Origin of the sequence: Salmonella sp. SA15303, assembly GCF_029962125.1 — a bacterium.
GTDB classification, from domain to species: domain Bacteria; phylum Pseudomonadota; class Gammaproteobacteria; order Enterobacterales; family Enterobacteriaceae; genus Salmonella; species Salmonella enterica.
The window spans coordinates 3,845,403-3,867,134 of record NZ_CP123924.1; the positions used below are offsets into that span (position 1 = coordinate 3,845,403).

The 21,732-nt window shown below is 53.8% G+C and carries 17 protein-coding genes; 9 read left to right on the top strand and 8 right to left on the bottom strand.

Annotated elements, in window-relative coordinates:
• Positions 1 to 120: 120 nt before the first annotated feature.
• Together QEN31_RS19035 and QEN31_RS19040 are read left to right on the top strand one after the other, a co-directional pair.
• Positions 121 to 1,743 carry a DUF3300 domain-containing protein gene (locus tag QEN31_RS19035; protein ID WP_000174517.1) on the top strand — a complete coding sequence of 541 codons (1,623 nt, stop codon included), beginning with the start codon at positions 121 to 123 and terminating at the stop codon, positions 1,741 to 1,743.
• A 12-nt stretch (positions 1,744 to 1,755) separates the two neighbouring features.
• Positions 1,756 to 2,547 (top strand): DUF2950 family protein, encoded by a 792-nt coding sequence (locus QEN31_RS19040; protein WP_000757452.1) that lies wholly within the window; start codon positions 1,756 to 1,758, stop codon positions 2,545 to 2,547.
• A 37-nt stretch (positions 2,548 to 2,584) separates the two neighbouring features.
• Here the strand turns inward: QEN31_RS19040 and QEN31_RS19045 are convergent, their stop codons facing one another.
• From QEN31_RS19045 to pdhR, 5 genes are all read right to left on the bottom strand, one after another.
• Positions 2,585 to 2,869: an outer membrane protein gene (locus QEN31_RS19045; protein WP_000765363.1), complete on the bottom strand. Its 285-nt coding sequence runs from the start codon at positions 2,867 to 2,869 to the stop codon at positions 2,585 to 2,587.
• 288 nt (positions 2,870 to 3,157) lie between these two features.
• Positions 3,158 to 4,582 carry a dihydrolipoyl dehydrogenase gene (gene lpdA, locus QEN31_RS19050; protein ID WP_001519338.1) on the bottom strand — a complete coding sequence of 475 codons (1,425 nt, stop codon included), beginning with the start codon at positions 4,580 to 4,582 and terminating at the stop codon, positions 3,158 to 3,160.
• A gap of 199 nt (positions 4,583 to 4,781) precedes the next feature.
• Positions 4,782 to 6,671, bottom strand: coding sequence for a pyruvate dehydrogenase complex dihydrolipoyllysine-residue acetyltransferase (gene aceF / locus QEN31_RS19055; RefSeq protein WP_000963612.1), 1,890 nt, complete (start codon positions 6,669 to 6,671; stop codon positions 4,782 to 4,784).
• A gap of 14 nt (positions 6,672 to 6,685) precedes the next feature.
• Positions 6,686 to 9,349: a pyruvate dehydrogenase (acetyl-transferring), homodimeric type gene (gene aceE, locus QEN31_RS19060; RefSeq protein ID WP_000003852.1), complete on the bottom strand. Its 2,664-nt coding sequence runs from the start codon at positions 9,347 to 9,349 to the stop codon at positions 6,686 to 6,688.
• Positions 9,350 to 9,508: 159 nt separating this feature from the next.
• The gene (gene pdhR / locus QEN31_RS19065) at positions 9,509 to 10,273 is read right to left on the bottom strand and encodes a pyruvate dehydrogenase complex transcriptional repressor PdhR (RefSeq protein WP_000331771.1); all 765 of its coding nucleotides are present in this window, start codon (positions 10,271 to 10,273) and stop codon (positions 9,509 to 9,511) included.
• Positions 10,274 to 10,835: 562 nt separating this feature from the next.
• On the opposite strand from pdhR, the gene aroP reads away from it, so the two are divergent.
• The 3 genes from aroP (at position 10,836) to QEN31_RS19080 (ending at position 14,729) form a co-directional block, all read left to right on the top strand.
• Positions 10,836 to 12,209 carry an aromatic amino acid transporter AroP gene (aroP, locus tag QEN31_RS19070; protein ID WP_000969487.1) on the top strand — a complete coding sequence of 458 codons (1,374 nt, stop codon included), beginning with the start codon at positions 10,836 to 10,838 and terminating at the stop codon, positions 12,207 to 12,209.
• A 163-nt stretch (positions 12,210 to 12,372) separates the two neighbouring features.
• Positions 12,373 to 13,779 (top strand): glycoside-pentoside-hexuronide (GPH):cation symporter, encoded by a 1,407-nt coding sequence (locus tag QEN31_RS19075; RefSeq protein WP_000357540.1) that lies wholly within the window; start codon positions 12,373 to 12,375, stop codon positions 13,777 to 13,779.
• Complete coding sequence (locus QEN31_RS19080; protein ID WP_000024779.1) at positions 13,779 to 14,729, top strand: glycoside hydrolase family 43 protein; 951 nt, start codon at positions 13,779 to 13,781, stop codon at positions 14,727 to 14,729. The genes QEN31_RS19075 and QEN31_RS19080 overlap by 1 nt, the downstream gene beginning before the upstream one ends.
• A 91-nt stretch (positions 14,730 to 14,820) precedes the next feature.
• On the opposite strand, the gene ampE is transcribed toward QEN31_RS19080, so the two are convergent.
• On the bottom strand, positions 14,821 to 15,675 hold the full coding sequence (gene ampE / locus QEN31_RS19085; protein ID WP_000172039.1) for a beta-lactamase regulator AmpE: 855 nt from the start codon (positions 15,673 to 15,675) through the stop codon (positions 14,821 to 14,823).
• The gene (gene ampD / locus QEN31_RS19090) at positions 15,672 to 16,235 is read right to left on the bottom strand and encodes a 1,6-anhydro-N-acetylmuramyl-L-alanine amidase AmpD (RefSeq protein WP_000936329.1); all 564 of its coding nucleotides are present in this window, start codon (positions 16,233 to 16,235) and stop codon (positions 15,672 to 15,674) included. The genes ampE and ampD overlap by 4 nt, the downstream gene beginning before the upstream one ends.
• A gap of 87 nt (positions 16,236 to 16,322) precedes the next feature.
• On the opposite strand from ampD, the gene nadC reads away from it, so the two are divergent.
• The 4 genes from nadC (at position 16,323) to hofC (ending at position 20,462) form a co-directional block, all read left to right on the top strand.
• A complete protein-coding gene (nadC, locus tag QEN31_RS19095) occupies positions 16,323 to 17,216 on the top strand; it encodes a carboxylating nicotinate-nucleotide diphosphorylase (protein ID WP_001135135.1) in 894 nt (297 codons plus the stop codon).
• A gap of 221 nt (positions 17,217 to 17,437) precedes the next feature.
• Positions 17,438 to 17,875 carry a prepilin peptidase-dependent pilin gene (ppdD, locus tag QEN31_RS19100; protein WP_000414989.1) on the top strand — a complete coding sequence of 146 codons (438 nt, stop codon included), beginning with the start codon at positions 17,438 to 17,440 and terminating at the stop codon, positions 17,873 to 17,875.
• Between the two features lie 9 nt (positions 17,876 to 17,884).
• On the top strand, positions 17,885 to 19,270 hold the full coding sequence (gene gspE, locus QEN31_RS19105; protein ID WP_000650592.1) for a type II secretion system protein GspE: 1,386 nt from the start codon (positions 17,885 to 17,887) through the stop codon (positions 19,268 to 19,270).
• Positions 19,260 to 20,462 carry a protein transport protein HofC gene (hofC, locus tag QEN31_RS19110; RefSeq protein ID WP_000114087.1) on the top strand — a complete coding sequence of 401 codons (1,203 nt, stop codon included), beginning with the start codon at positions 19,260 to 19,262 and terminating at the stop codon, positions 20,460 to 20,462. The genes gspE and hofC overlap by 11 nt, the downstream gene beginning before the upstream one ends.
• Positions 20,463 to 20,492: 30 nt before the next feature.
• On the opposite strand, the gene QEN31_RS19115 is transcribed toward hofC, so the two are convergent.
• The gene (locus QEN31_RS19115) at positions 20,493 to 21,536 is read right to left on the bottom strand and encodes a GMP reductase (protein ID WP_001217365.1); all 1,044 of its coding nucleotides are present in this window, start codon (positions 21,534 to 21,536) and stop codon (positions 20,493 to 20,495) included.
• Between the last annotated feature and the right edge of the window lie 196 nt (positions 21,537 to 21,732).

A 21,732-nucleotide genomic window follows, 5' to 3' on the forward strand; every position in this document is an offset into this window, starting at 1 on the left:
TTACCGATCCCAACATTAGCTAAAAATTAAACTATCGTCCCTTTATACTCACGCCAAACTGCACCCCGTCGGCGGCAGGCATAATGACCATAGCGATTCTCTGGAATCGGGAGAGATAAAATGACGTTGCCCTTTAAACCCCATCTCATTGCCCTTGTGTGCAGTGCCGGGTTATTTGCCGCTTCGGGCGTACTGTATGTTAAAAGCCGCGCTCCCGAAGCGCCCGCGCAGGCGGCAGCTCCCGCCTCTGAGCCAACGCAGACCGCTGTGCCCGCGCCTGTCGCGAAAACGACCTTTACCACTGCGCAAATTGATCAATGGGTCGCGCCTGTCGCGCTTTATCCCGATGCCCTGCTTTCGCAGGTGCTCATGGCCTCCACCTACCCGGCGAACGTAGTTCAGGCCGTCCAGTGGTCGCGCGATAACCCTACGCTGCAGGGCGATGCCGCTATTCAGGCGGTGGCCAGCCAACCGTGGGACCCCAGCGTCAAATCACTGGTCGCCTTTCCCCAGTTGATGGCGCTTATGGGCGAGAATCCGCAATGGGTGCAAAACCTGGGCGATGCGTTCTTAGCCCAGCCACAGGATGTGATGGATGCGGTGCAAAGGCTGCGTCTGCTCGCTCAACAAACCGGTTCGCTAAAATCCACGCCACAGCAAACCGTCACCAGCGTGCCGAAGTCCAGCGCTTCTACCGCCGTCACGACGACAACCACCACATCCGCCAGTACGCCAGCGACACCGTCGACCGTTATAAAAATTGAACCCGCGAATCCGCAGGTGGTGTACGTGCCGAACTATAACCCCGCGACGGTGTATGGCGCCTGGCCCAATACCGCTTATCCGCCGGTGTATTTACCGCCCCCTCCGGGGCAGCAGTTTGCCGACAGTTTTGTTAAAGGTTTTGGTTATAGTCTGGGCGTCGCCACCACCTATGCGTTGTTCAGCAGCATAGACTGGGATGATGACGATCATCACCACCATGACGACGACCACCATGATGATGATTACCATCATGGTGGTAACGGTTATCAACATAATGGCGATAATATCAACATCAATGTCAATAATTTCAACCGGATATCCGGGCAAAACCTGCCGGGCCAAACGATGGGCTGGCAGCATAATCCCGCCTGGCGCAATGGCGTCCCCTATCCGAATAATACCGTTGCGCAACGGTTCCATCCCACCAATGTTAGCGGCGGGTTAAGCGCAACGCAGCAAGCGCCAGTGTCTCGCGACAGTCAGCGCCAGGCGGCCATGACGCAATTTCAACAGCGCAGCCATACGGCCAACGCTTCTTTGCCAGCGCCAGGCACCCGCGATGCCCAGCGTAAGGCGGCATCGCAGCAGTTAAATCAAATTGCCCAGCGTAATAATTACCGTGGCTATGACGGAACACAAAACAGCAGTCGTCGCGAGGCGGCGCAGCAGACACTGAATAAATCCACCACGCAGCAGCATCGTTCCGAGCTGAAGGCTAAAGCCCAGCAGCACCCTGTTTCACAACAGCAGAGAGACACCGCCCGCCAGCGTATTGAATCCTCTACGCCGCAGCAGCGTCAGGCATTTCGCCAGAATATGCACGCCAATGTGTTTAGCGGGAACGACAGTCGATCGCCGTCATGGCAATCGCAACAGCTACGCGGCCTGGAAAGCCGTCGCGGCAGTCACTTAAACACCGAGCAACGCGCCGCCGCGCGGGAACATTTTTCTGAACATCATGAATTTCATCGCCGTTAACCGGAGCAGATAATGAAAAAGGTTATGTTAAGCGCTCTGTTACTGTCGTTACCCTTGCTGGGCTACGCGCAGGAACGGTTCCCCTCCCCGGAAGCGGCCGCCAGCGCCTTCGCCGCGGCGGTAGCCGGAAAAAACGAAACGCAGCTTACCGCGCTACTGGGCGATGACTGGCGGCAATTTCTGCCGCCGGAAGGTGCCGATCCCGAGGCCGTGGCCCGCTTCAATCGTGACTGGCGCGAAGGCCATCGCATTGTACAAAAAGACAATACGGCGCACCTGAATGTCGGACGAGAAGACTGGCAGCTCCCGGTGCCCATGGTGAAAGAGACTGGCGGCTGGCGCTTTGATATGGCGGCAGCCGGGAATGAGATCCTCACCCGTACTATTGGGCGAAATGAACTTTCTACCTTACAGGCCATGCATGCTTACGTTGATGCGCAGCAGGATTATTACTTACAAAACCATCGCTGGGCGCACAGGATAATCAGTAGCGAAGGCCAAAAAGATGGCCTGTACTGGCCAACCAAAGCAGGCGACGTCCCCAGTCCGTTAGGCCCAAACTTTAGTCCCGCAGCGCCAGACGAGGGTTACCACGGCTACCATTTCCGTATTATCAGCGATAACGACGGTCACGGCGCGGCGCTTCTGGCCTGGCCGATGCATTACGGCGAAACCGGGGTGATGAGTTTTATGGTCAACCAGGACGATCGTATTTATCAGGCGGATTTAGGCAAGGAGACGGAGAGTAAAGTTCAGGCTATCACGCGTTTTGCGCCAGACGCACAGTGGCAGGTCGCCGAATAACCCGTAAGCGCCTGGCGTTATCGCCAGGCCATGATCATTAGCCCTGATGCGGCATTAATTCCGGATGGCCTTGTACCGGCGGCTTGTTGCTGGTCAGCGCAGCTTCATCAGCCTGAATGCTGCCGGAATTAGCCGCCCATACGCCTTCATGCGTGTGGGTGATCTGCTGATGCTGCGCATTCAAATCCTCGCCCATTGCCGCAATATGCGTGCTTTCCGTACCGCCGCTGTTAGTCGCCCAGGGGATGACGGGATCGCTGGCAAATGCCATGCCGGAAATCAAGGTCGCAGTTAGCGCTGCTGTTGTCAGAAAAAGTTTCATATATCAAACCTCATAATTAGCTCGCTATTATTTTATAGCGTTACCAATTTCAGGATGATGACAAAGTAAGGAGAGGTATTTCTTATGAAACAATTAGTTGGTCGAAAATGACAGACAAAGGCACTACCGACGGCATAAGCTTTGAAAAACGTACTGCTGCGGAAACGATAAATTTTGCGGTTTCGTTATCCTTCGCCATCATTTGACACATCTGATTTGCCATGCATAAAAAAAGCGGCTGTAAAGCCGCTTTTTTGTATCGGGTGGCGCATTGCCACCTACAGAAGATTATTTCTTCTTCGCTTTCGGGTTCGGCAGGTCGGTAATACTACCTTCGAACACTTCAGCAGCCAGACCGACGGACTCGTGCAGAGTCGGGTGCGCATGAATGGTCAGCGCGATGTCTTCCGCGTCACAGCCCATTTCGATCGCCAGACCGATTTCACCCAGCAGCTCGCCGCCGTTGGTACCGACAATCGCCCCGCCGATCACGCGGTGAGATTCTTTGTCGAAAATCAGTTTGGTCATACCGTCTGCACAGTCAGAAGCGATAGCACGGCCAGAAGCTGCCCACGGGAAGGTGGCGGTTTCATAGCTGATGCCTTTTTCTTTCGCTTCTTTCTCGGTCAGGCCAACCCATGCCACTTCTGGCTCGGTGTACGCGATAGACGGGATAACTTTCGGATCGAAGTAGTGTTTCTTCCCGGCGATAACTTCAGCGGCAACGTGGCCTTCGTGAACGCCTTTATGCGCCAGCATCGGCTGACCGACGATATCGCCGATAGCGAAGATGTGCGGCACGTTGGTGCGCAGCTGTTTGTCCACGCGGATAAAGCCACGGTCGTCAACTTCCACGCCAGCTTTGCCCGCGTCGAGGTTTTTACCGTTCGGCACACGACCAATCGCCACCAGAACCGCATCATAACGCTGCGCTTCAGCCGGGGCTTTTTTGCCTTCCATCGAAACGTAGATACCGTCTTCTTTCGCTTCAACGGCAGTCACTTTGGTTTCCAGCATCAGGTTGAATTTCTTGCTGATGCGCTTGGTGAAGACTTTAACGATGTCTTTATCAGCCGCCGGGATAACCTGGTCGAACATTTCAACCACGTCAATCTCTGAACCCAGCGCGTGGTATACGGTACCCATTTCCAGACCGATGATACCGCCGCCCATGACCAGCATACGCTTCGGCACTTCTTTCAGTTCCAGAGCGTCGGTAGAATCCCATACGCGCGGGTCTTCATGCGGAATAAACGGTAATTGGATCGGACGAGAACCTGCCGCGATGATCGCGTTGTCGAAGTTGATCACGGTTTTGCCGTTTTCGCCTTCCACTTCCAGGGTGTTCGCCCCGGTGAATTTACCCAGACCGTTGACCACTTTCACTTTACGGCCTTTGGCCATACCCGCCAGACCGCCGGTCAGCTGCGTGATCACTTTCTCTTTCCAGGTACGAATCTTGTCGATATCGGTTTTCGGCTCACCGAAGACGATACCGTGTTCAGCCAGCGCTTTGGCTTCTTCGATAACTTTTGCTACGTGCAGCAGCGCTTTAGAAGGGATACAGCCGACGTTCAGACAAACACCGCCAAGGGTGTTGTAGCGTTCTACAATTACGGTTTCCAGACCTAAATCAGCGCAACGGAAAGCGGCAGAATAGCCTGCCGGGCCCGCCCCAAGTACCACGACCTGAGTTTTGATTTCAGTACTCATCATGACCTCTTTATTTGTATCCGGCGGTCCGGGGTACTTGATCGCCCATCATCCACCGGGTCGTTCTATCCGCCCGTATCTTACAAAATTGTTAACAATTTTGAAACAACAAACGGATCACGAATTATCGCTTTCGCTAATAACCTCACAAACTCCATGAGATTATCAAAAAAAGCCGGCCGTCGGGCCGGCTTTTCGCTTACATCACCAGACGGCGAATGTCAGACAACATATTGTTGATAATGGTAATGAAACGCGCACCATCAGCACCATCGATCACACGGTGGTCGAAGGAAAGAGAGATAGGCATCATCAGACGCGGCACAAACTCTTTCCCATTCCACACCGGTTCCATCGCCGACTTAGAAACGCCGAGGATAGCCACTTCCGGCGCGTTAACAATCGGCGCGAAGTGGGTAGTTCCCAGGCCGCCGATGCTGGAGATAGTGAAGCAACCACCCTGCATTTCGCCAGCGGTCAGCTTACCATCACGCGCTTTTTTGGAGATGGTGGTCAGTTCACGAGACAGCTCGGTCACGCTCTTCTTATTCACGTCTTTAAAGACCGGAACCACCAGGCCATTCGGGGTATCAACCGCCACGCCGATGTTGATGTATTTCTTCAGGGTCAGACGCTGACCGTCTTCGGACAGAGAGCTGTTGAAGCGCGGCATCTGTTCCAGAGCAGCGGCAACCGCTTTCATGATGAAGACCACTGGCGTGTATTTCACATCCAGTTTGCGCTTCTCAGCTTCGGCGTTCTGCTGTTTACGGAACGCTTCCAGATCGGTGATATCGGTTTTGTCGAAGTGCGTAACGTGCGGGATCATCACCCAGTTACGGCTCAGGTTCGCGCCAGAGATTTTCTGGATACGGCCCAGTTCCACTTCTTCAACTTCACCAAACTTGCTGAAGTCCACTTTCGGCCACGGCAGCATACCCGGGATACCGCCGCCCGCAGCAGCCGGCGCAGCTTCCGCGCGTTTGATAGCGTCTTTCACGTAAGCCTGAACGTCTTCGCGCAGAATACGGCCTTTACGACCGGTGCCTTTCACTTTCGCCAGGTTGACGCCAAACTCGCGCGCCAGACGGCGAATCAGCGGAGTAGCGTGAACGTACGCGTCGTTTTCAGCGAACTCAGATTTGCCTTCCGCTTTTGCAGCCGGGGCAGCAGGCTTCTCAGCTTTCGCCGCCGGAGCCGGCGCCGCCGCTTCCTGTTTAGCCGGAGCGGCCGCAGGCGCTGCGCCTTCTACTTCGAAGACCATAATCAGAGAACCGGTTTTCACTTTATCGCCGGTGCTGATCTTGATTTCTTTCACGGTACCCGCGAACGGAGCCGGAACTTCCATAGAGGCTTTGTCGCCTTCTACGGTGATCAGCGACTGTTCAGCGGTAACTTTATCGCCGACTTTGACCATCACTTCGGTGACTTCAACTTCGTCGCCGCCGATGTCCGGTACGTTAACGTCTTTCACGCCCGTCGCTGCTGCTGGAGCAGCCGCAGCCGGAGCGGCTTCCGCTTTCGCTGGTGCTGCTGCGCCTGCTTCACCCGCCACTTCGAAGACCATAATCAGAGAGCCGGTAGAGACTTTATCACCGGTGTTCACTTTGATCTCTTTCACGGTGCCTGCAAACGGAGCAGGAACTTCCATAGAGGCCTTGTCGCCTTCGACGGTGATCAGCGACTGTTCAGCTTCTACGGTGTCGCCCACTTTCACCATCACTTCAGTCACTTCAACTTCGTCACTGCCGATATCCGGAACGTGAACGTCTTTCGCCGCTGCCGCAGCAGGTGCTGCTGCCGGCGCCGCTTCTTTCTTCTCTTCTGCCTTAGCAGGTGCAGCGTCGGCTGCACCTTCGGCGGAATCGAAAATCATGATAAGTGCACCGGTCTCGGTTTTGTCGCCGACAGAGACTTTGATCTCTTTCACGACGCCAGCCTGCGGAGACGGGACTTCCATAGAGGCTTTGTCGCCTTCTACGGTGATCAGCGACTGTTCAGCTTCCACTTTGTCGCCCACTTTGACCAGAATCTCGGTGATTTCAACTTCATCTGTCCCGATGTCCGGTACTTTGATTTCGATAGCCATTATTCTTTTACCTCTTACGCCAGACGCGGGTTAACTTTATCTGCATCGATGTTGAATTTGGTAATCGCATCCGCTACCACTTTCTTGTCGATTTCGCCACGTTTAGCCAGTTCGCCCAGCGCTGCAACAACCACATAAGAAGCATCAACTTCGAAGTGGTGACGCAGGTTCTCACGGCTGTCGGAACGGCCGAAGCCATCCGTACCCAGTACGCGATAGTCGTCAGCCGGTACGTAAGTACGAACCTGCTCGGCGAACAGTTTCATATAGTCAGTAGATGCTACAGCCGGAGCGTCGTTCATCACCTGAGCGATGTACGGAACGCGCGGGGTTTCCAGCGGGTGCAGCATGTTCCAGCGTTCACAATCCTGACCATCACGCGCCAGTTCGGTGAAGGAGGTCACGCTATATACGTCAGAACCTACGCCGTAATCTTTCGCCAGGATCTGTGCTGCTTCACGCACGTGACGCAGGATAGAACCGGAGCCCAGCAGCTGAACTTTACCTTTGCTACCTTCGAGGGTTTCGAGTTTGTAGATACCTTTACGGATACCTTCCTCGGCACCTGCTGGCATGGCCGGCATGTGGTAGTTTTCGTTCAGCGTGGTGATGTAGTAGTAAACGTTCTCTTGTTTCTCACCGTACATACGCTCCAGACCATCATGCATGATGACAGCCACTTCGTAAGCGTAAGCCGGGTCGTAAGAGATACAGTTCGGGATAGTCAGCGACTGAATGTGGCTGTGACCATCTTCGTGCTGCAGACCTTCGCCGTTCAGCGTAGTACGACCGGAAGTCCCGCCGATCAGGAAGCCGCGAGCCTGCTGGTCGCCAGCCTGCCAGCACAGGTCGCCGATACGCTGGAACCCGAACATAGAGTAGTAGATGTAGAACGGGATCATCGGCAGATCGTTGGTGCTGTAAGAGGTCGCCGCAGCCAGCCAGGATGCGCCTGCGCCCAGCTCGTTGATACCTTCCTGCAGAATCTGGCCTTTCTCGTCTTCTTTGTAGTAAGCAACCTGCTCACGGTCCTGCGGGGTGTACTGCTGGCCGTTCGGGCTGTAGATACCAATCTGACGGAACAGACCTTCCATACCGAAAGTACGCGCTTCGTCGGCGATGATCGGAACCAGACGATCTTTGATCGACTTGTTCTTCAGCATCACGTTCAGGGCACGCACGAAAGCGATCGTAGTGGAAATCTCTTTACTTTGCTCTTCCAGCAGCGCGCCGAAATCTGAAAGTTGAGGCAGCTCTAACTTCTCGGTGAAGTTCGGCTGACGGCTTGGCAGGTAGCCATGCAGCGCCTGACGGCGTTCATGCAGGTATTTGTGTTCTTCAGAACCTTCCGGGAAGGTAATGTACGGCAGTTTTTCGAGATCAGCATCGGCAACCGGCACGTTGAAACGATCGCGGACGTAACGCACGCCGTCCATGTTCATTTTCTTCACCTGGTGAGCGATGTTTTTGCCTTCCGCGGTGTCGCCCATGCCGTAACCTTTAATGGTATGGGCCAGGATTACGGTCGCTTTGCCTTTGGTTTCCTGCGCTTTTTTCAGTGCAGCATAGACTTTCTTCGGATCGTGACCACCGCGGTTCAGCGCCCAAATCTGCTCATCGGTCCAGTCGGCCACCAGGGCTGCGGTTTCCGGGTATTTACCGAAGAAGTGCTCACGCACGTAAGCGCCGTCTTTGGATTTGAAGGTCTGGTAGTCGCCGTCAACGGTTTCGTTCATCAGCTGGATAAGCTTACCGCTGGTGTCTTTACGCAGCAGTTCATCCCAACGACCGCCCCACATGACTTTGATAACGTTCCAGCCAGCACCTGCAAAGATGCCTTCCAGTTCGTTAACAATCTTGCCGTTACCGGTGACCGGGCCGTCAAGACGCTGCAGGTTACAGTTGATAACAAAGACCAGGTTGTCCAGTTTTTCACGGGTGGCGATGGTGATCGCGCCTTTGGATTCCGGCTCATCCATCTCGCCGTCGCCGAGGAAGGCGTAAACGGTTTGTTTAGAGGTATCTTTCAGGCCGCGGTGTTCCAGATATTTCAGGAATTTCGCCTGGTAGATAGCACCGATTGGGCCCAGACCCATAGAGACGGTCGGGAACTGCCAGAATTCCGGCATCAGTTTCGGGTGCGGATAGGAAGAGAGGCCATTGCCGTGAACTTCCTGACGGAAGTTATCCATCTGTTCCTGGGTCAGACGACCTTCCAGGAACGCGCGAGCGTAGATGCCCGGAGAGATGTGGCCCTGGAAGTACACCAGGTCGCCGCCATCCTGTTCGTTGCGCGCACGGAAGAAATGGTTAAAACAGACATCATAGATCGTGGCGGAAGACTGGAAGGACGCCATGTGGCCGCCCAACTCAAGGTCTTTTTTAGACGCGCGCAGCACGGTCATGATGGCGTTCCAGCGGATCGCAGAACGAATGCGACGTTCCAGCTCCAGATTACCCGGGTATTCCGGTTCGTCTTCAACGGCAATAGTGTTGATGTAATTACTGGCCCCTGCGCCTGCCGCGACTTTCACGCCGCCTTTACGAGCTTCAGAAAGCAGTTGGTCAATCAGATACTGAGCGCGCTCAACACCTTCTTCACGGATGACCGATTCGATCGCCTGTAGCCAGTCGCGAGTTTCGATCGGATCCACGTCATTTTGGAAACGTTCTGACATGGGGGTATTCCTTATCTATCTAATACGTTGAGTTATCTGGAACCTGTCCCATTAAACTTTCGTGAGAAAGCTTAATAAGACAGGTTCTGCGTTTAGTTGCCGCGCACATTTTTGCGCGTTATTCACAACATCTTCTGGTTAACGTTCTGCCAGAAAAAACTAATTCTTGCGCTGTTCCAGGCGGCGTAAAGCGCGTTCACGACGGCTCTCCTCACGGCTTCTGTCCAGCATAATCTCTTCGATAAACGCCAGATGTCGGTGTGACGCTTCACGCGCTTCTTCTGGTTTTCCGGCCATAATGGCTTCAAATATACGGGTGCGATGCGTACTCACCAGCGGCAGCATCTCCCGACGCGCATACAGCAATTCGAAGTTCTGCCGCACGTTTTGCGCCAGCATCGGCTCCATACACCTTAGCAGATGAAGCAATACCACGTTGTGCGCCGCTTCGGTGACGGCGATTTGATACTGGAGCACGGCTTCGGACTCGGCATCCAGATCGCCGGACTCTTGCGCCAGCTCAATAGCATGGTGCAGCTCGCGAATACGGTCTTTATCTTCGTCGGTGCTGCGCAGCGCCGCGTAATAAGCCGCAATGCCTTCCAGCGCATGGCGCGTTTCGAGCAGGTCAAACTGGGATTCAGGGTGATCGGAGAGCAGTTCCACCAGCGGGTCGCTAAAGCTCTGCCACAGGCTGCTCTGCACGAAGGTTCCGCCGCCCTGACGACGAAGCAACAATCCCTTCGCTTCGAGACGTTGAATCGCCTCGCGCAAGGAGGGACGGGAGACGTCGAACTGTTTTGCCAGTTCACGTTCCGGTGGGAGTTTTTCTCCGGGACGCAATGTTCCCTCAAGGATTAAAAACTCCAGCTGCTGCTCGATCACATCGGAGAGTTTTGGTTGGCGGATTTTGCTGTAGGCCATGATTTCCTGTCTTAAGCCATTTGCCCGGAGTCAATTGGTCTTACCAATTTCATGTCTGTGACGCTAAAGTAACAAAGTATTCACCTTCTGTCCATACAGGTTTTGATTGAAATCAGTAAAGGAGGCACATTTTAACAATTTTACAGAAATCATGTTTCAAAACTGTAACTGTGCACAAATGTTAAATTTACCCACCAGGAGGTAGATTTAACGTATTTGAAACGATAAAAAATCTCATCTGAACCGATTCAACAGTAGATTAAATGCATTTTTATGCATAAATAATGAATAAAAACAAATTAACATCTGTAAGGGAAAATAAAAGGAGGTATTTACAAGTGCTTTCTTTTTACGCAACTCGTCATCACCCCTGCACAAAGCAGGTGCATTCGCGGCCACATACCATTATTCTGATCAAGACGAAAGAGTTGAAGTGACATTTTAAAAAACGAGCTTGTAAATAAATCAATACAAAAAGCGGAATTGCAAACTTACACACGCACTACTGCATCGTTCAAAATAAGCGCGTTATGAATAAACCGCGCCCGATACACGAGGTTTTATGATGGACAGTCAGCAGCACGGCGAGCAGCTCAAGCGCGGCCTGAAAAACCGCCATATTCAGCTTATCGCATTGGGCGGCGCGATAGGGACAGGCTTGTTCCTGGGAAGCGCCTCCGTTATTCAGTCGGCGGGGCCAGGAATTATCCTGGGCTATGCGATTGCAGGCTTTATTGCCTTTCTGATTATGCGCCAGCTGGGGGAGATGGTGGTTGAAGAACCGGTCGCCGGCTCTTTTAGCCACTTCGCCTATAAATACTGGGGCGGCTTTGCCGGATTCGCTTCCGGCTGGAACTACTGGGTGCTGTACGTATTAGTTGCCATGGCGGAACTGACCGCAGTGGGTAAATATATCCAGTTCTGGTATCCGGAGATCCCCACCTGGGCTTCTGCGGCAGCCTTCTTTGTGATTATCAACGCCATCAACCTGACCAACGTTAAAGTGTTCGGTGAGATGGAGTTTTGGTTCGCCATTATTAAAGTGATCGCCGTCATCGCTATGATTCTGTTCGGCGCGTGGTTACTCTTCAGCGATACCGCTGGTCCGCAGGCCACCGTGCGCAACCTGTGGGAACAGGGCGGCTTTCTGCCGCATGGCTGGACCGGGCTGGTGATGATGATGGCCATTATTATGTTTTCGTTCGGCGGACTGGAGCTGGTAGGGATCACCGCCGCTGAAGCCGATAACCCGGAACAGAGCATCCCCAAAGCCACTAATCAGGTTATCTATCGCATCCTGATTTTTTATATCGGCTCGCTGGCGGTTCTGCTTTCGCTGCTGCCATGGACTCGCGTCACCGCCGATACCAGCCCATTTGTCCTTATCTTCCATGAGCTGGGCGATACGTTTGTCGCCAATGCGCTGAATATCGTGGTTCTCACCGCCGCGCTATCGGTTTATAACAGCTGCGTTTACTGCAACAGCCGTATGCTGTTCGGTCTGGCCCAGCAGGGAAATGCGCCGAAAGCGCTGCTGAACGTCGACAAACGCGGCGTGCCGGTGAGCTCCATTTTGGTTTCCGCCGTCGTGACTGCGTTGTGCGTGCTGCTCAACTACCTGGCCCCAGAGTCCGCATTCGGACTGCTGATGGCGCTGGTGGTCTCCGCGCTGGTCATTAACTGGGCGATGATTAGCCTTGCCCATATGATGTTCCGTCGCGCGAAACAGCAGCAGGGCGTGAAAACCCGCTTCCCGGCCCTGTTTTATCCGTTCGGCAATGTTCTCTGCCTGCTGTTTATGGCGGCGGTATTGATCATTATGCTGATGACGCCAGGTATGGCGATCTCCGTGTGGCTGATTCCGGTATGGCTGCTCATCCTGGGCGTCGGCTACCTGTGTAAAGAAAAAACGGCAAAAACGGTGAAAGCCCACTGATCGTGGCGTTACTTTTCCGCCCTCCCCGTCCGGGGAGGGTGTTATCTGCCTCACAGTTTCCCACGTATAACCATTTTATCCATATCAGCGGCGTGATCCTGCTACGCAAAAAAAAGCTCGCAGGCGAATAATTACCGCCATCATCTGATGGGGAGAAGTCTCAATGGATAAGGGCAGACTTTCGGTAAGAGAGAAAATCGGGTATGGCATGGGTGACGCCGGATGTAACATTATTTTTGGCGCTATCATGCTGTTTGTTAATTACTTTTATACGGATATTTTTGGTCTTGCCCCGGCGTTAGTCGGTGTTTTACTCCTTTCAGTACGCGTTATCGATGCCGTTACCGATCCGGTGATGGGCGCGCTTGCCGATCGTACCCAAAGTAAATATGGTCGTTTCCGCCCCTGGCTACTGTGGATTGCATTTCCCTACGCGCTGTTCAGCGTTCTGATGTTCACGACGCCGGACTGGGGCTATAACAGCAAAGTTGTCTATGCTTTCGTCACCTATTTTCTGCTTTCCGTGACCTACACCGCCATCAATATTCCCTATTGCTCACTGGGCGGCGTGATCACTAACGATCCAAAAGAGCGCGTGGCCTGTCAGGCTTATCGCTTCGTATTAGTCGGCATCGCGACGCTGTTGCTATCGTTAACGCTATTGCCGATGGTGGACTGGTTTGGCGGCGGCGACAAAGCCAAAGGCTATCAGTTGGCGATGACCGTGCTGGCGATTATCGGCATGGGTATGTTTCTGTTCTGCTTTGCCAGCGTCCGCGAACGCGTCCGCCCTGCCGTTCCGACGCACGATGATATGAAGAATGATTTCAAAGATGTGTGGAAAAACGATCAATGGGTACGCATTCTGCTATTGACCTTATGTAACGTCTGCCCGGGGTTTATCCGTATGGCGGCGACCATGTATTACGTCACCTGGGTGATGGGACAAAGCACCCATTTCGCTACGCTTTTTATTAGTCTTGGCGTGGTCGGTATGATGATCGGCAGTATGCTGGCAAAAGTCTTAACCGATCGCTGGTGTAAATTGAAGGTATTTTTCTGGACCAATATTGCGCTGGCGATTTTCTCCTGCGCGTTCTATTTCTTTGATCCGAAAGCCACCGTGATGATAGTGGCGCTCTACTTCCTGCTCAATATTCTGCATCAGATCCCTTCCCCGCTGCACTGGTCGCTGATGGCGGACGTCGATGATTACGGCGAATGGAAAACCGGCAAACGCATTACCGGTATCAGCTTCTCCGGTAACCTGTTCTTCCTGAAACTGGGCCTGGCGATTGCCGGGGCGATGGTCGGCTTTTTGCTCTCCTGGTACGGTTATGACGCCAGCGCCAAAGCGCAAAGCGCCTCGGCGATGAACGGTATTATGCTGTTGTTTACCGTTATCCCCGGCGTTGGCTATCTGATTACCGCAGGCGTGGTACGTCTGCTGAAAGTTGACCGTGAACTGATGAAAAAAATCCAGGACGATTTGGAAAAACGTCGCACTAATTACCGCGAATTGAGTGAGTTGCAGGAGCTCAACGCCGCTGAAAGCGTAAGGAAAGCCTGATGGCAAACTGGCCAAACCCGTTTATTGAACAACGTGCCGATCCGTTTATTTTACGCGACGGCAGCGATTACTACTTTATTGCCTCCGTACCGGAATATGACAGGCTGGAAATCCGCCGGGCTAATTCGCTGGAAGGGTTGCGCGCCGCCGACCCCGTTGTCGTCTGGCGTAAACCGGAAAGCGGCCCGATGAGCCAGCTCATCTGGGCACCGGAAATGCACCGCATCAACGGCAAGTGGTACATCTATTTTGCCGCTACCCATACTCAAGCGCTTGATAAGCTGGGAATGTTCCAGCATCGCATGTTTGCCCTGGAGTGCGCCGATGCCGACCCACTCACCGGCAAGTGGACGGAGAAAGGTCAAATTAAAACACCGTTTGATACCTTCGCCCTCGATGCCACCACTTTTTATCATCAGGGAAAGCAGTGGTATCTGTGGGCGCAAAAAGCGCCGGATATTGCCGGTAACTCAAATATTTATCTGGCTGAACTGGAAAATCCGTGGACGATTAAAGGCGAGCCGGTAAGACTCAGTAAGCCAGAGTACGACTGGGAGTGTCGGGGTTTTTGGGTTAACGAAGGTCCGGCCGTCGTGGTGCATGGCGACAAGCTGTTTATCAGCTATTCGGCCAGCGCCACCGATGAAAACTACTGTATGGGATTACTGTGGATTAACGTAAACGACGATCCGCGCGATCCGGCCAACTGGCATAAATCACCGCGCCCGGTCTTTACCACCAGCTATGAGAATCGCCAGTATGGACCGGGACACAACAGCTTTACGCAAACGCCGGAAGGTGAAAATGTACTGGTGTACCACGCGAGAAATTACACCGAAATTGAAGGCGATCCGTTGTACGATCCCAACCGCCATACGCGTCTGAAACGGGTGCGCTGGGACGAAAACGGGATGCCTGATTTTGGCGTGCCGCCAGCCGATACGATCTAAGCCGTTGCACTGCCCGGTGGCGCTAACGCTTACCGGGCCTACAGATTTTTCCATTGTAGGCAGCATAAGCGTTAGCGCCATCGGCACAACGCTACACTAATGCCCCATAAATGGTGAGCAACGCAATAATCACCACCACCACAAACGAGGCCTTCTTCGCCATCGACACCGCCGCTTTGGGGGTTTCTACTTTGTCAGTATGCGGTTCGCGCGCCAGTGAGAACTGCGCCAGACGTGTGAGCACCTGATATTGCGAAGTATGCAGATCCGCCAGCGAGGCAAACCAGGCCGGCAACGCTTTCTCGCCATGCCCCAGTAATGCATACACTACGCCCGCCAGACGTACCGGAATCCAGTCCAGCACATGAAGAATAGCGTCAATGCCGGATTGCAAACGTTGGTGCGGCGTCTGATAGCGCGCCAGCCAGGTCTGCCAGGCCCGTAAAAACGCATAGCCCACCAGCGTTACCGGCCCCCACGGACCGCCAACGATAAACCAAAATAGCGGTGCGAGGTAAAAACGGAAATTTATCCATAACAACGCATTTTGCAGCTCACGCAAAAATTCACGCTCATTACAATCCGGCGGCACGCCGTGAATCAGCGTAAGCTCGCTGGCCATCGCCTCGCAAGGATGCGGATCGTTACGGGACGCCGCTTTCAGCCAGGCGTGATAATGTACTCGCACTTTGCCCGCGCCGATACACAGCACGCCCAGGAGAATCCACACCACCAGCGTCGGCACGTTAAATAGCAGCCCTTTTAACGCCTGGAGCAGTAGAAAAGTCACCACCATCGCGATCGCCGTCATTCCCATCGTGCGCAACATCGAAAAATGCGTAATCCGACGGAATAGCGCCTCCAGCCGATGATCGAGCTGCCAGTGCTCGCCCAGCTTAAACAGGCGCTCGACAATCAGCACCAGTAATGTCGTAAACAGCGTCATGTCATCTCCTTGTGCGACGAGAGGGCTACCAAAGCGCGAAAGCGCGGCCAGTCAAAGGCAGGGCCAGGGTCCGTTTTGCGGTCAGGCGCAATGTTGCAGTGTCCGGTCATATTGTCGGCGATCGCCGGATAGCTAGCGATAAGCGTGCGCGTCACGGCGGCTAGCTGCTGATACTGCGCATCGGTATAAGCCAGCGTATCCGTCCCCTCCAGCTCAATACCAATGGAGAAATCATTACAACGTTCCCGCCCCTGATAGTTTGACACGCCCGCATGCCACGCACGCTTATCAAAAGGCACATACTGGACGATTTCACCGTCGCGACGAATCAGACAATGGGCCGAAACACGAAGATGAGCGATTTCTGCAAAAAAAGGATGGGCGTCTGGATCTATCGTTCCGGTGAATAATGCATCGATCCACGGACCGCCAAACTCGCCGGGGGGCAGGCTAATATTATGCACCACCAGCAAGGACGGTTTTTCGTCATCCGGACGGCAATCATAATGCGGAGAAGGGACGCGTCGCGCCTCTACCAACCAACCCTTATCTGGCAACATGCGGAGTCTCCTTTTGAGTGGTGCTTATAGCTGCTTCAGAGTAGCATGTTTCTACCTTATGATTCGTTAGCAATTTGGAGTTTTATCATGCCGCCTCGCCGTTATAACCCAGACGACCGACGTGACGCGCTACTGGAACGCATTAATCTCGATATCCCTGCCGCCGTTGCTCAGGCGCTGCGTGAAGATTTAGGTGGAGAAGTCGATGCTGGCAACGATATCACCGCGCAACTTTTGCCGGCAGATACGCAAGCCCATGCCACGGTGATCACTCGTGAAGACGGCGTTTTCTGCGGCAAGCGCTGGGTTGAAGAGGTCTTCATCCAACTGGCGGGCGATGATGTGCGCCTCACCTGGCATGTCGATGACGGCGACGCCATTCACGCCAACCAAACAGTGTTTGAACTGAACGGCCCGGCTCGCGTATTGCTGACCGGCGAGCGCACGGCGCTAAACTTTGTCCAGACCCTTTCCGGCGTCGCCAGTGAAGTACGCCGCTACGTTGGACTGTTGGCTGGCACCCAAACCCAGTTGCTCGACACGCGTAAAACGCTGCCGGGTCTGCGCACCGCGCTCAAATATGCGGTTTTATGCGGCGGCGGCGCCAATCATCGTCTGGGCCTCACTGACGCGTTCCTGATTAAAGAAAACCATATTATCGCCTCCGGTTCGGTTCGTCAGGCGGTGGAAAAAGCGTTCTGGCTACATCCGGACGTGCCGGTAGAAGTCGAGGTCGAAAATCTGGATGAACTGGACGATGCGCTGAAAGCAGGCGCGGATATTATCATGCTGGATAATTTCAACACCGACCAGATGCGCGAGGCGGTGAAACGCGTCAACGGCCAGGCGCGGCTGGAAGTATCCGGCAACGTCACCGCGGAAACCTTACGCGAATTTGCTGAAACCGGGGTGGATTTCATCTCCGTTGGCGCGCTGACCAAGCACGTGCGCGCGCTCGATCTCTCCATGCGTTTTTGCTGATCCTCTCCACCCGATGGCGCTGCGCCGTCGGGTCTATAAATCACCTGTCCGTAGATCCGCGTCATTATTCGGTAAAATATTCGTAGCGCCTCGCAATAACGTTGCCGTGTCATGTAACGCAGCGAAAATCTTCAGAATCCGCCTTCCCGTTTTACCTTTTGCCGCTCGCCCGCTCTTCCCGCGTTTGCCACAGTAGCGCCAGCTAACTCAAGGAGCGAACAATGGAAAAACAACGCGGTTTCACGCTTATCGAACTGATGGTCGTTATTGGCATCATCGCCATTTTAAGCGCCATTGGCATTCCGGCTTACCAGAACTATCTGCGTAAAGCGGCGCTGACGGATATGTTGCAAACGTTTGTCCCCTACCGTACTGCCGTCGAACTCTGCGCTCTGGAACATGGTGGGACGAGCACATGCGATGCGGGCGTCAACGGTATCCCCTCGCCCGTCATCACCCGTTATGTTTCGGGCATGAGCGTGGAAAAAGGCGTCATCACGCTTACCGGCCAGGAGAGTCTGAGCGGGCTTAGCGTCATCATGACGCCCGCCTGGGACAATGCTAACGGCATTACTGGCTGGACGCGTAACTGCAATATTCAAAGCGACAGCGCGTTACAACAGGCTTGTGAAGATGTCTTCCGTTTTGACGCCAACTAAGGAGACAAGATGAAAGACGCTCAGCTCAACACCTTGTGTCAACGTCATCAGGCTGTACTGATCAATAGCGCCAGCAACAGTATCACTGTTGCGGTGGTCGACGCGCCCTCTCATGCGTTACTGGACGCTCTGCATTTCGCCACGCAAAAACAGATTGATATTGTGTGCTGGACTCGCCAGCAAATGGAAAATCATCGGCATAAGCCGGATCAGGCACCCTCGGCAAACGCCGCGAAAGGCGGAGAAACCGCAGCCCAGCTTCTCAATCAGACATTACGCTCGGCGATGGCGAAACGCGCCTCTGATATCCATCTCGAACCCGGCGCCAGCCGCTACCGAATAAGACTCCGCATCGACGGCGTTCTTCATATTCTGCAGGACATCGCCAAAGAGACGGGGCTTGCGCTGACGGCCAGATTGAAAGTCCTGGGAAATTTGGACATCGCTGAACATCGACTGCCGCAGGACGGGCAATTTACCGTTGACCTGGCGGGCGACAGCATCTCTTTTCGTATCGCCACGCTTCCCTGTAAAGAAGGCGAAAAAGTCGTCTTACGGTTGTTGCATCAGGTTGAACAAACGCTGGATCTGGACACGCTGGGCATGTACGGGGCACAACTTACCGCTTTTAGACAAGCCCTACAGCAACCTCAGGGGCTGGTACTGGTGACTGGCCCCACCGGTAGCGGAAAAACGGTCACGCTATACAGCGCGCTACAAACCCGGAATACGCCGGGTATCAACCTCTGTAGCGTTGAGGATCCGATAGAAATTCCACTGGATGGGATTAACCAGACGCAGATCCATCCCCGCGCCGGGCTCACCTTTCAAAATGTGCTGCGCGCGCTTTTACGCCAGGACCCTGACATCATCATGGTAGGTGAAATTCGTGACGGCGACACCGCAGAAATCGCCATTAAGGCGGCACAAACGGGCCATCTGGTACTTTCAACGCTCCATACGAACTCCACCAGCGAAACCCTGATACGTTTGCAGCAAATGGGCGTAGCACGCTGGATGATCTCATCGGCGCTTACGCTGGTGGTAGCGCAACGCCTGGTAAGGAAGCTTTGCCCGCACTGCAAACAGCGTCTGAGCGATCCCGTGGTGCTATCGCCCAATCTTTGGCCCAGCGCGATACCGCGCTGGCAGGCAAGCGGCTGTCAGCATTGCTACCACGGCTTTTATGGCCGAACCGCGTTATTCGAAGTGTTAACCGTTACCCCGGCATTACGTCAGTTAATTGCGAGCGGCGCATCGGCGCAAGCACTGGAAGCCCACCTCCAACAGACCGGTACAGGGACGCTTTTTGAAAATGGCTGTCGCGCCGTTGAGCAAGGCATGACGTCCTTTGAAGAGATACTGCGCGTTCTGGGAATGCCCCATGAGCGTTAAACAGCTCTGGCGCTGGCAAGGCGTTAACGATAAAGGTCAACTGGAACAAGACGTTGTATGGGCGGACAATCGTCTGGCGCTGATCATCACCCTGCAACATCAGCGCATTATGCCGCTTCGCATCAAGCGCATGGGCGTTAACGCCGCACTGTGGAAAGAAGAGCAAAGCGCTGAAATTATTCATCAGTTGGCCACGCTCATTCATGCCGGGCTGACGCTTTCAGAAGGGCTGGAACTCCTTGCGAAACAGCATCCCCACCGACAATGGCAAGCGCTGTTGCGCACGCTGGCTCACGAGCTTGAACAGGGCGTCCCTTTTTCCAGCGCATTAGTCTCCTGGCCGCAGGTATTTCCGCCGCTCTACCAGACGATGATCCGCACCGGAGAACTGACCGGCAAACTGGCCGAATGCTGCTTTGAACTGGCCCGTCAGCAAAAAGCGCAACGGCAGATTACGGTTAGCGTGAAAAAGGCGCTGCGCTATCCCGCCATTATTCTAACAATGGCCGCCCTGGTCGTTTTCGCCATGCTGCACTTTGTCCTGCCGGAATTTGCCGCCATTTACCGTAGCTTCAATACCCCGCTTCCTCTTCTGACACGCGGTATTATTGCGATAGCGCAATGGGGGTCGGCATGGGGTTGGCTCATCTTGTTCCTGACGATGCTCGTTGCTATCGCTCACCGCAGGGTAAAACAAAAGCCGTCCTGGCAAGCGCAGCGGCAGCGTCTTCTGCTACGGCTTCCCGTTATGGGTCGCCTGATAAGAGGCCAGAAACTAGCGCAAATATTCACCGTACTGGCATTAACCCAAAGCGCAGGTATTCCTTTTCTTCAGGGACTGGAAAGCGCTATCGATAGTCTCGGCTGCCCTTACTGGTCACAGCGTTTAACGCAGGTACATCAGGAGATCGCCGCGGGCAATCCGGTCTGGTTGGCGCTAAAAAATACCCAGGAATTTAGTCCGCTATGCCTGCAACTGGTCAGAACGGGCGAAGCGTCCGGTTCACTCGATATCATGCTGCATAACCTTGCCCGTCACCACAGTGAAACTACGCTGGCGCTGGCCGATAATCTGGCGTCGCTGTTGGAACCGGCGTTATTGATCATCACCGGCTTAATTATCGGTACGCTGGTAGTGGCGATGTATTTGCCGATTTTTCATCTGGGAGACGCGATGAGCGGGATGGGATAAGGCTGGCGCACATTTACGCCAGCCAGAATATTAGAGGCTATTGAAAATGCGGTTTTCTTGTTCCTGCACCCGAATAAAGGTGGTGCGTTTGGTCAACTCTTTCAGGCGAGACGCGCCGACATAAGTGCAGGCTGAGCGTAGACCGCCCAGGATATCGCGGGCAGTATTGCCCACCGGCCCACGCAGCGGCAATTTAACCGTTTTACCTTCTGCCGCGCGGTATTTCGCAACGCCGCCGACATGACGGTTCATCGCAGATTCCGAACTCATGCCGTAGAACAGCATAAATTTCTCGCCGTTCTCTTCTACCACGCTGCCGCCGCTCTCTTCGTGCCCCGCCAGCATGCCGCCCAACATAACGAAATCCGCGCCGCCGCCAAAGGCTTTTGCTACGTCGCCTGGCATGGTGCAGCCGCCATCGCTGACGATCATACCGCCCAGGCCATGCGCCGCGTCAGCACATTCGATAACCGCCGACAGTTGCGGATAACCAACGCCGGTTTTTACACGCGTCGTGCATACGGAGCCGGGACCAATTCCCACTTTCACGATATCGGCGCCGGAGAGGATAAGCTCTTCGCACATCTCGCCCGTTACCACATTGCCTGCGCAGATTGTTTTTGTCGGCCATGCTTCACGCGCTTTTGCGACGAACTGCACAAAATGTTCTGAATAGCCATTGGCCACATCAATACAGACAAAGTTCAGCGCAGGATTCAGCGCCAGAATCTGCACGGTTTTTTCGAAATCAGCATCAGAGGTCCCGGTGGAAACCATCACATGCTTCAGAACATCAGCCGAGGCCGTGTTGATAAAAGCTGCCCATTCTTCAACGGTATAATGTTTATGTACAGCAGTCAGAATATCAAACCCGGCCAATGCTTGCGCCATTTCAAACGTCCCGACGGTATCCATATTGGCCGCGATAATCGGTACGCCAGACCAGGTCTGACCTGAGTGTTTAAAGGTGAATTGACGTTCCAGTTCGACATCGGAACGGCTTTTGAGGGTAGAACGCTTAGGACGGATAAGAACGTCTTTGAAACCTAACTTCAGATCTTCTTCAATACGCATGTACGGATTCCTGGGGTTAATGGCGAAAAATCGAAACTCACAACTCCAGTGACGCTATCATACGCACTAATCATGGCCGTACAAGACTGCGAAATTCTCTTTTTTTACGTTACAATCCCATAAATTTACCTGGCGAATAGTAGGTTAATGCTCAGAGCGTATCGTCTTTGTATGTTTAAAATTTAACCTTTTGATT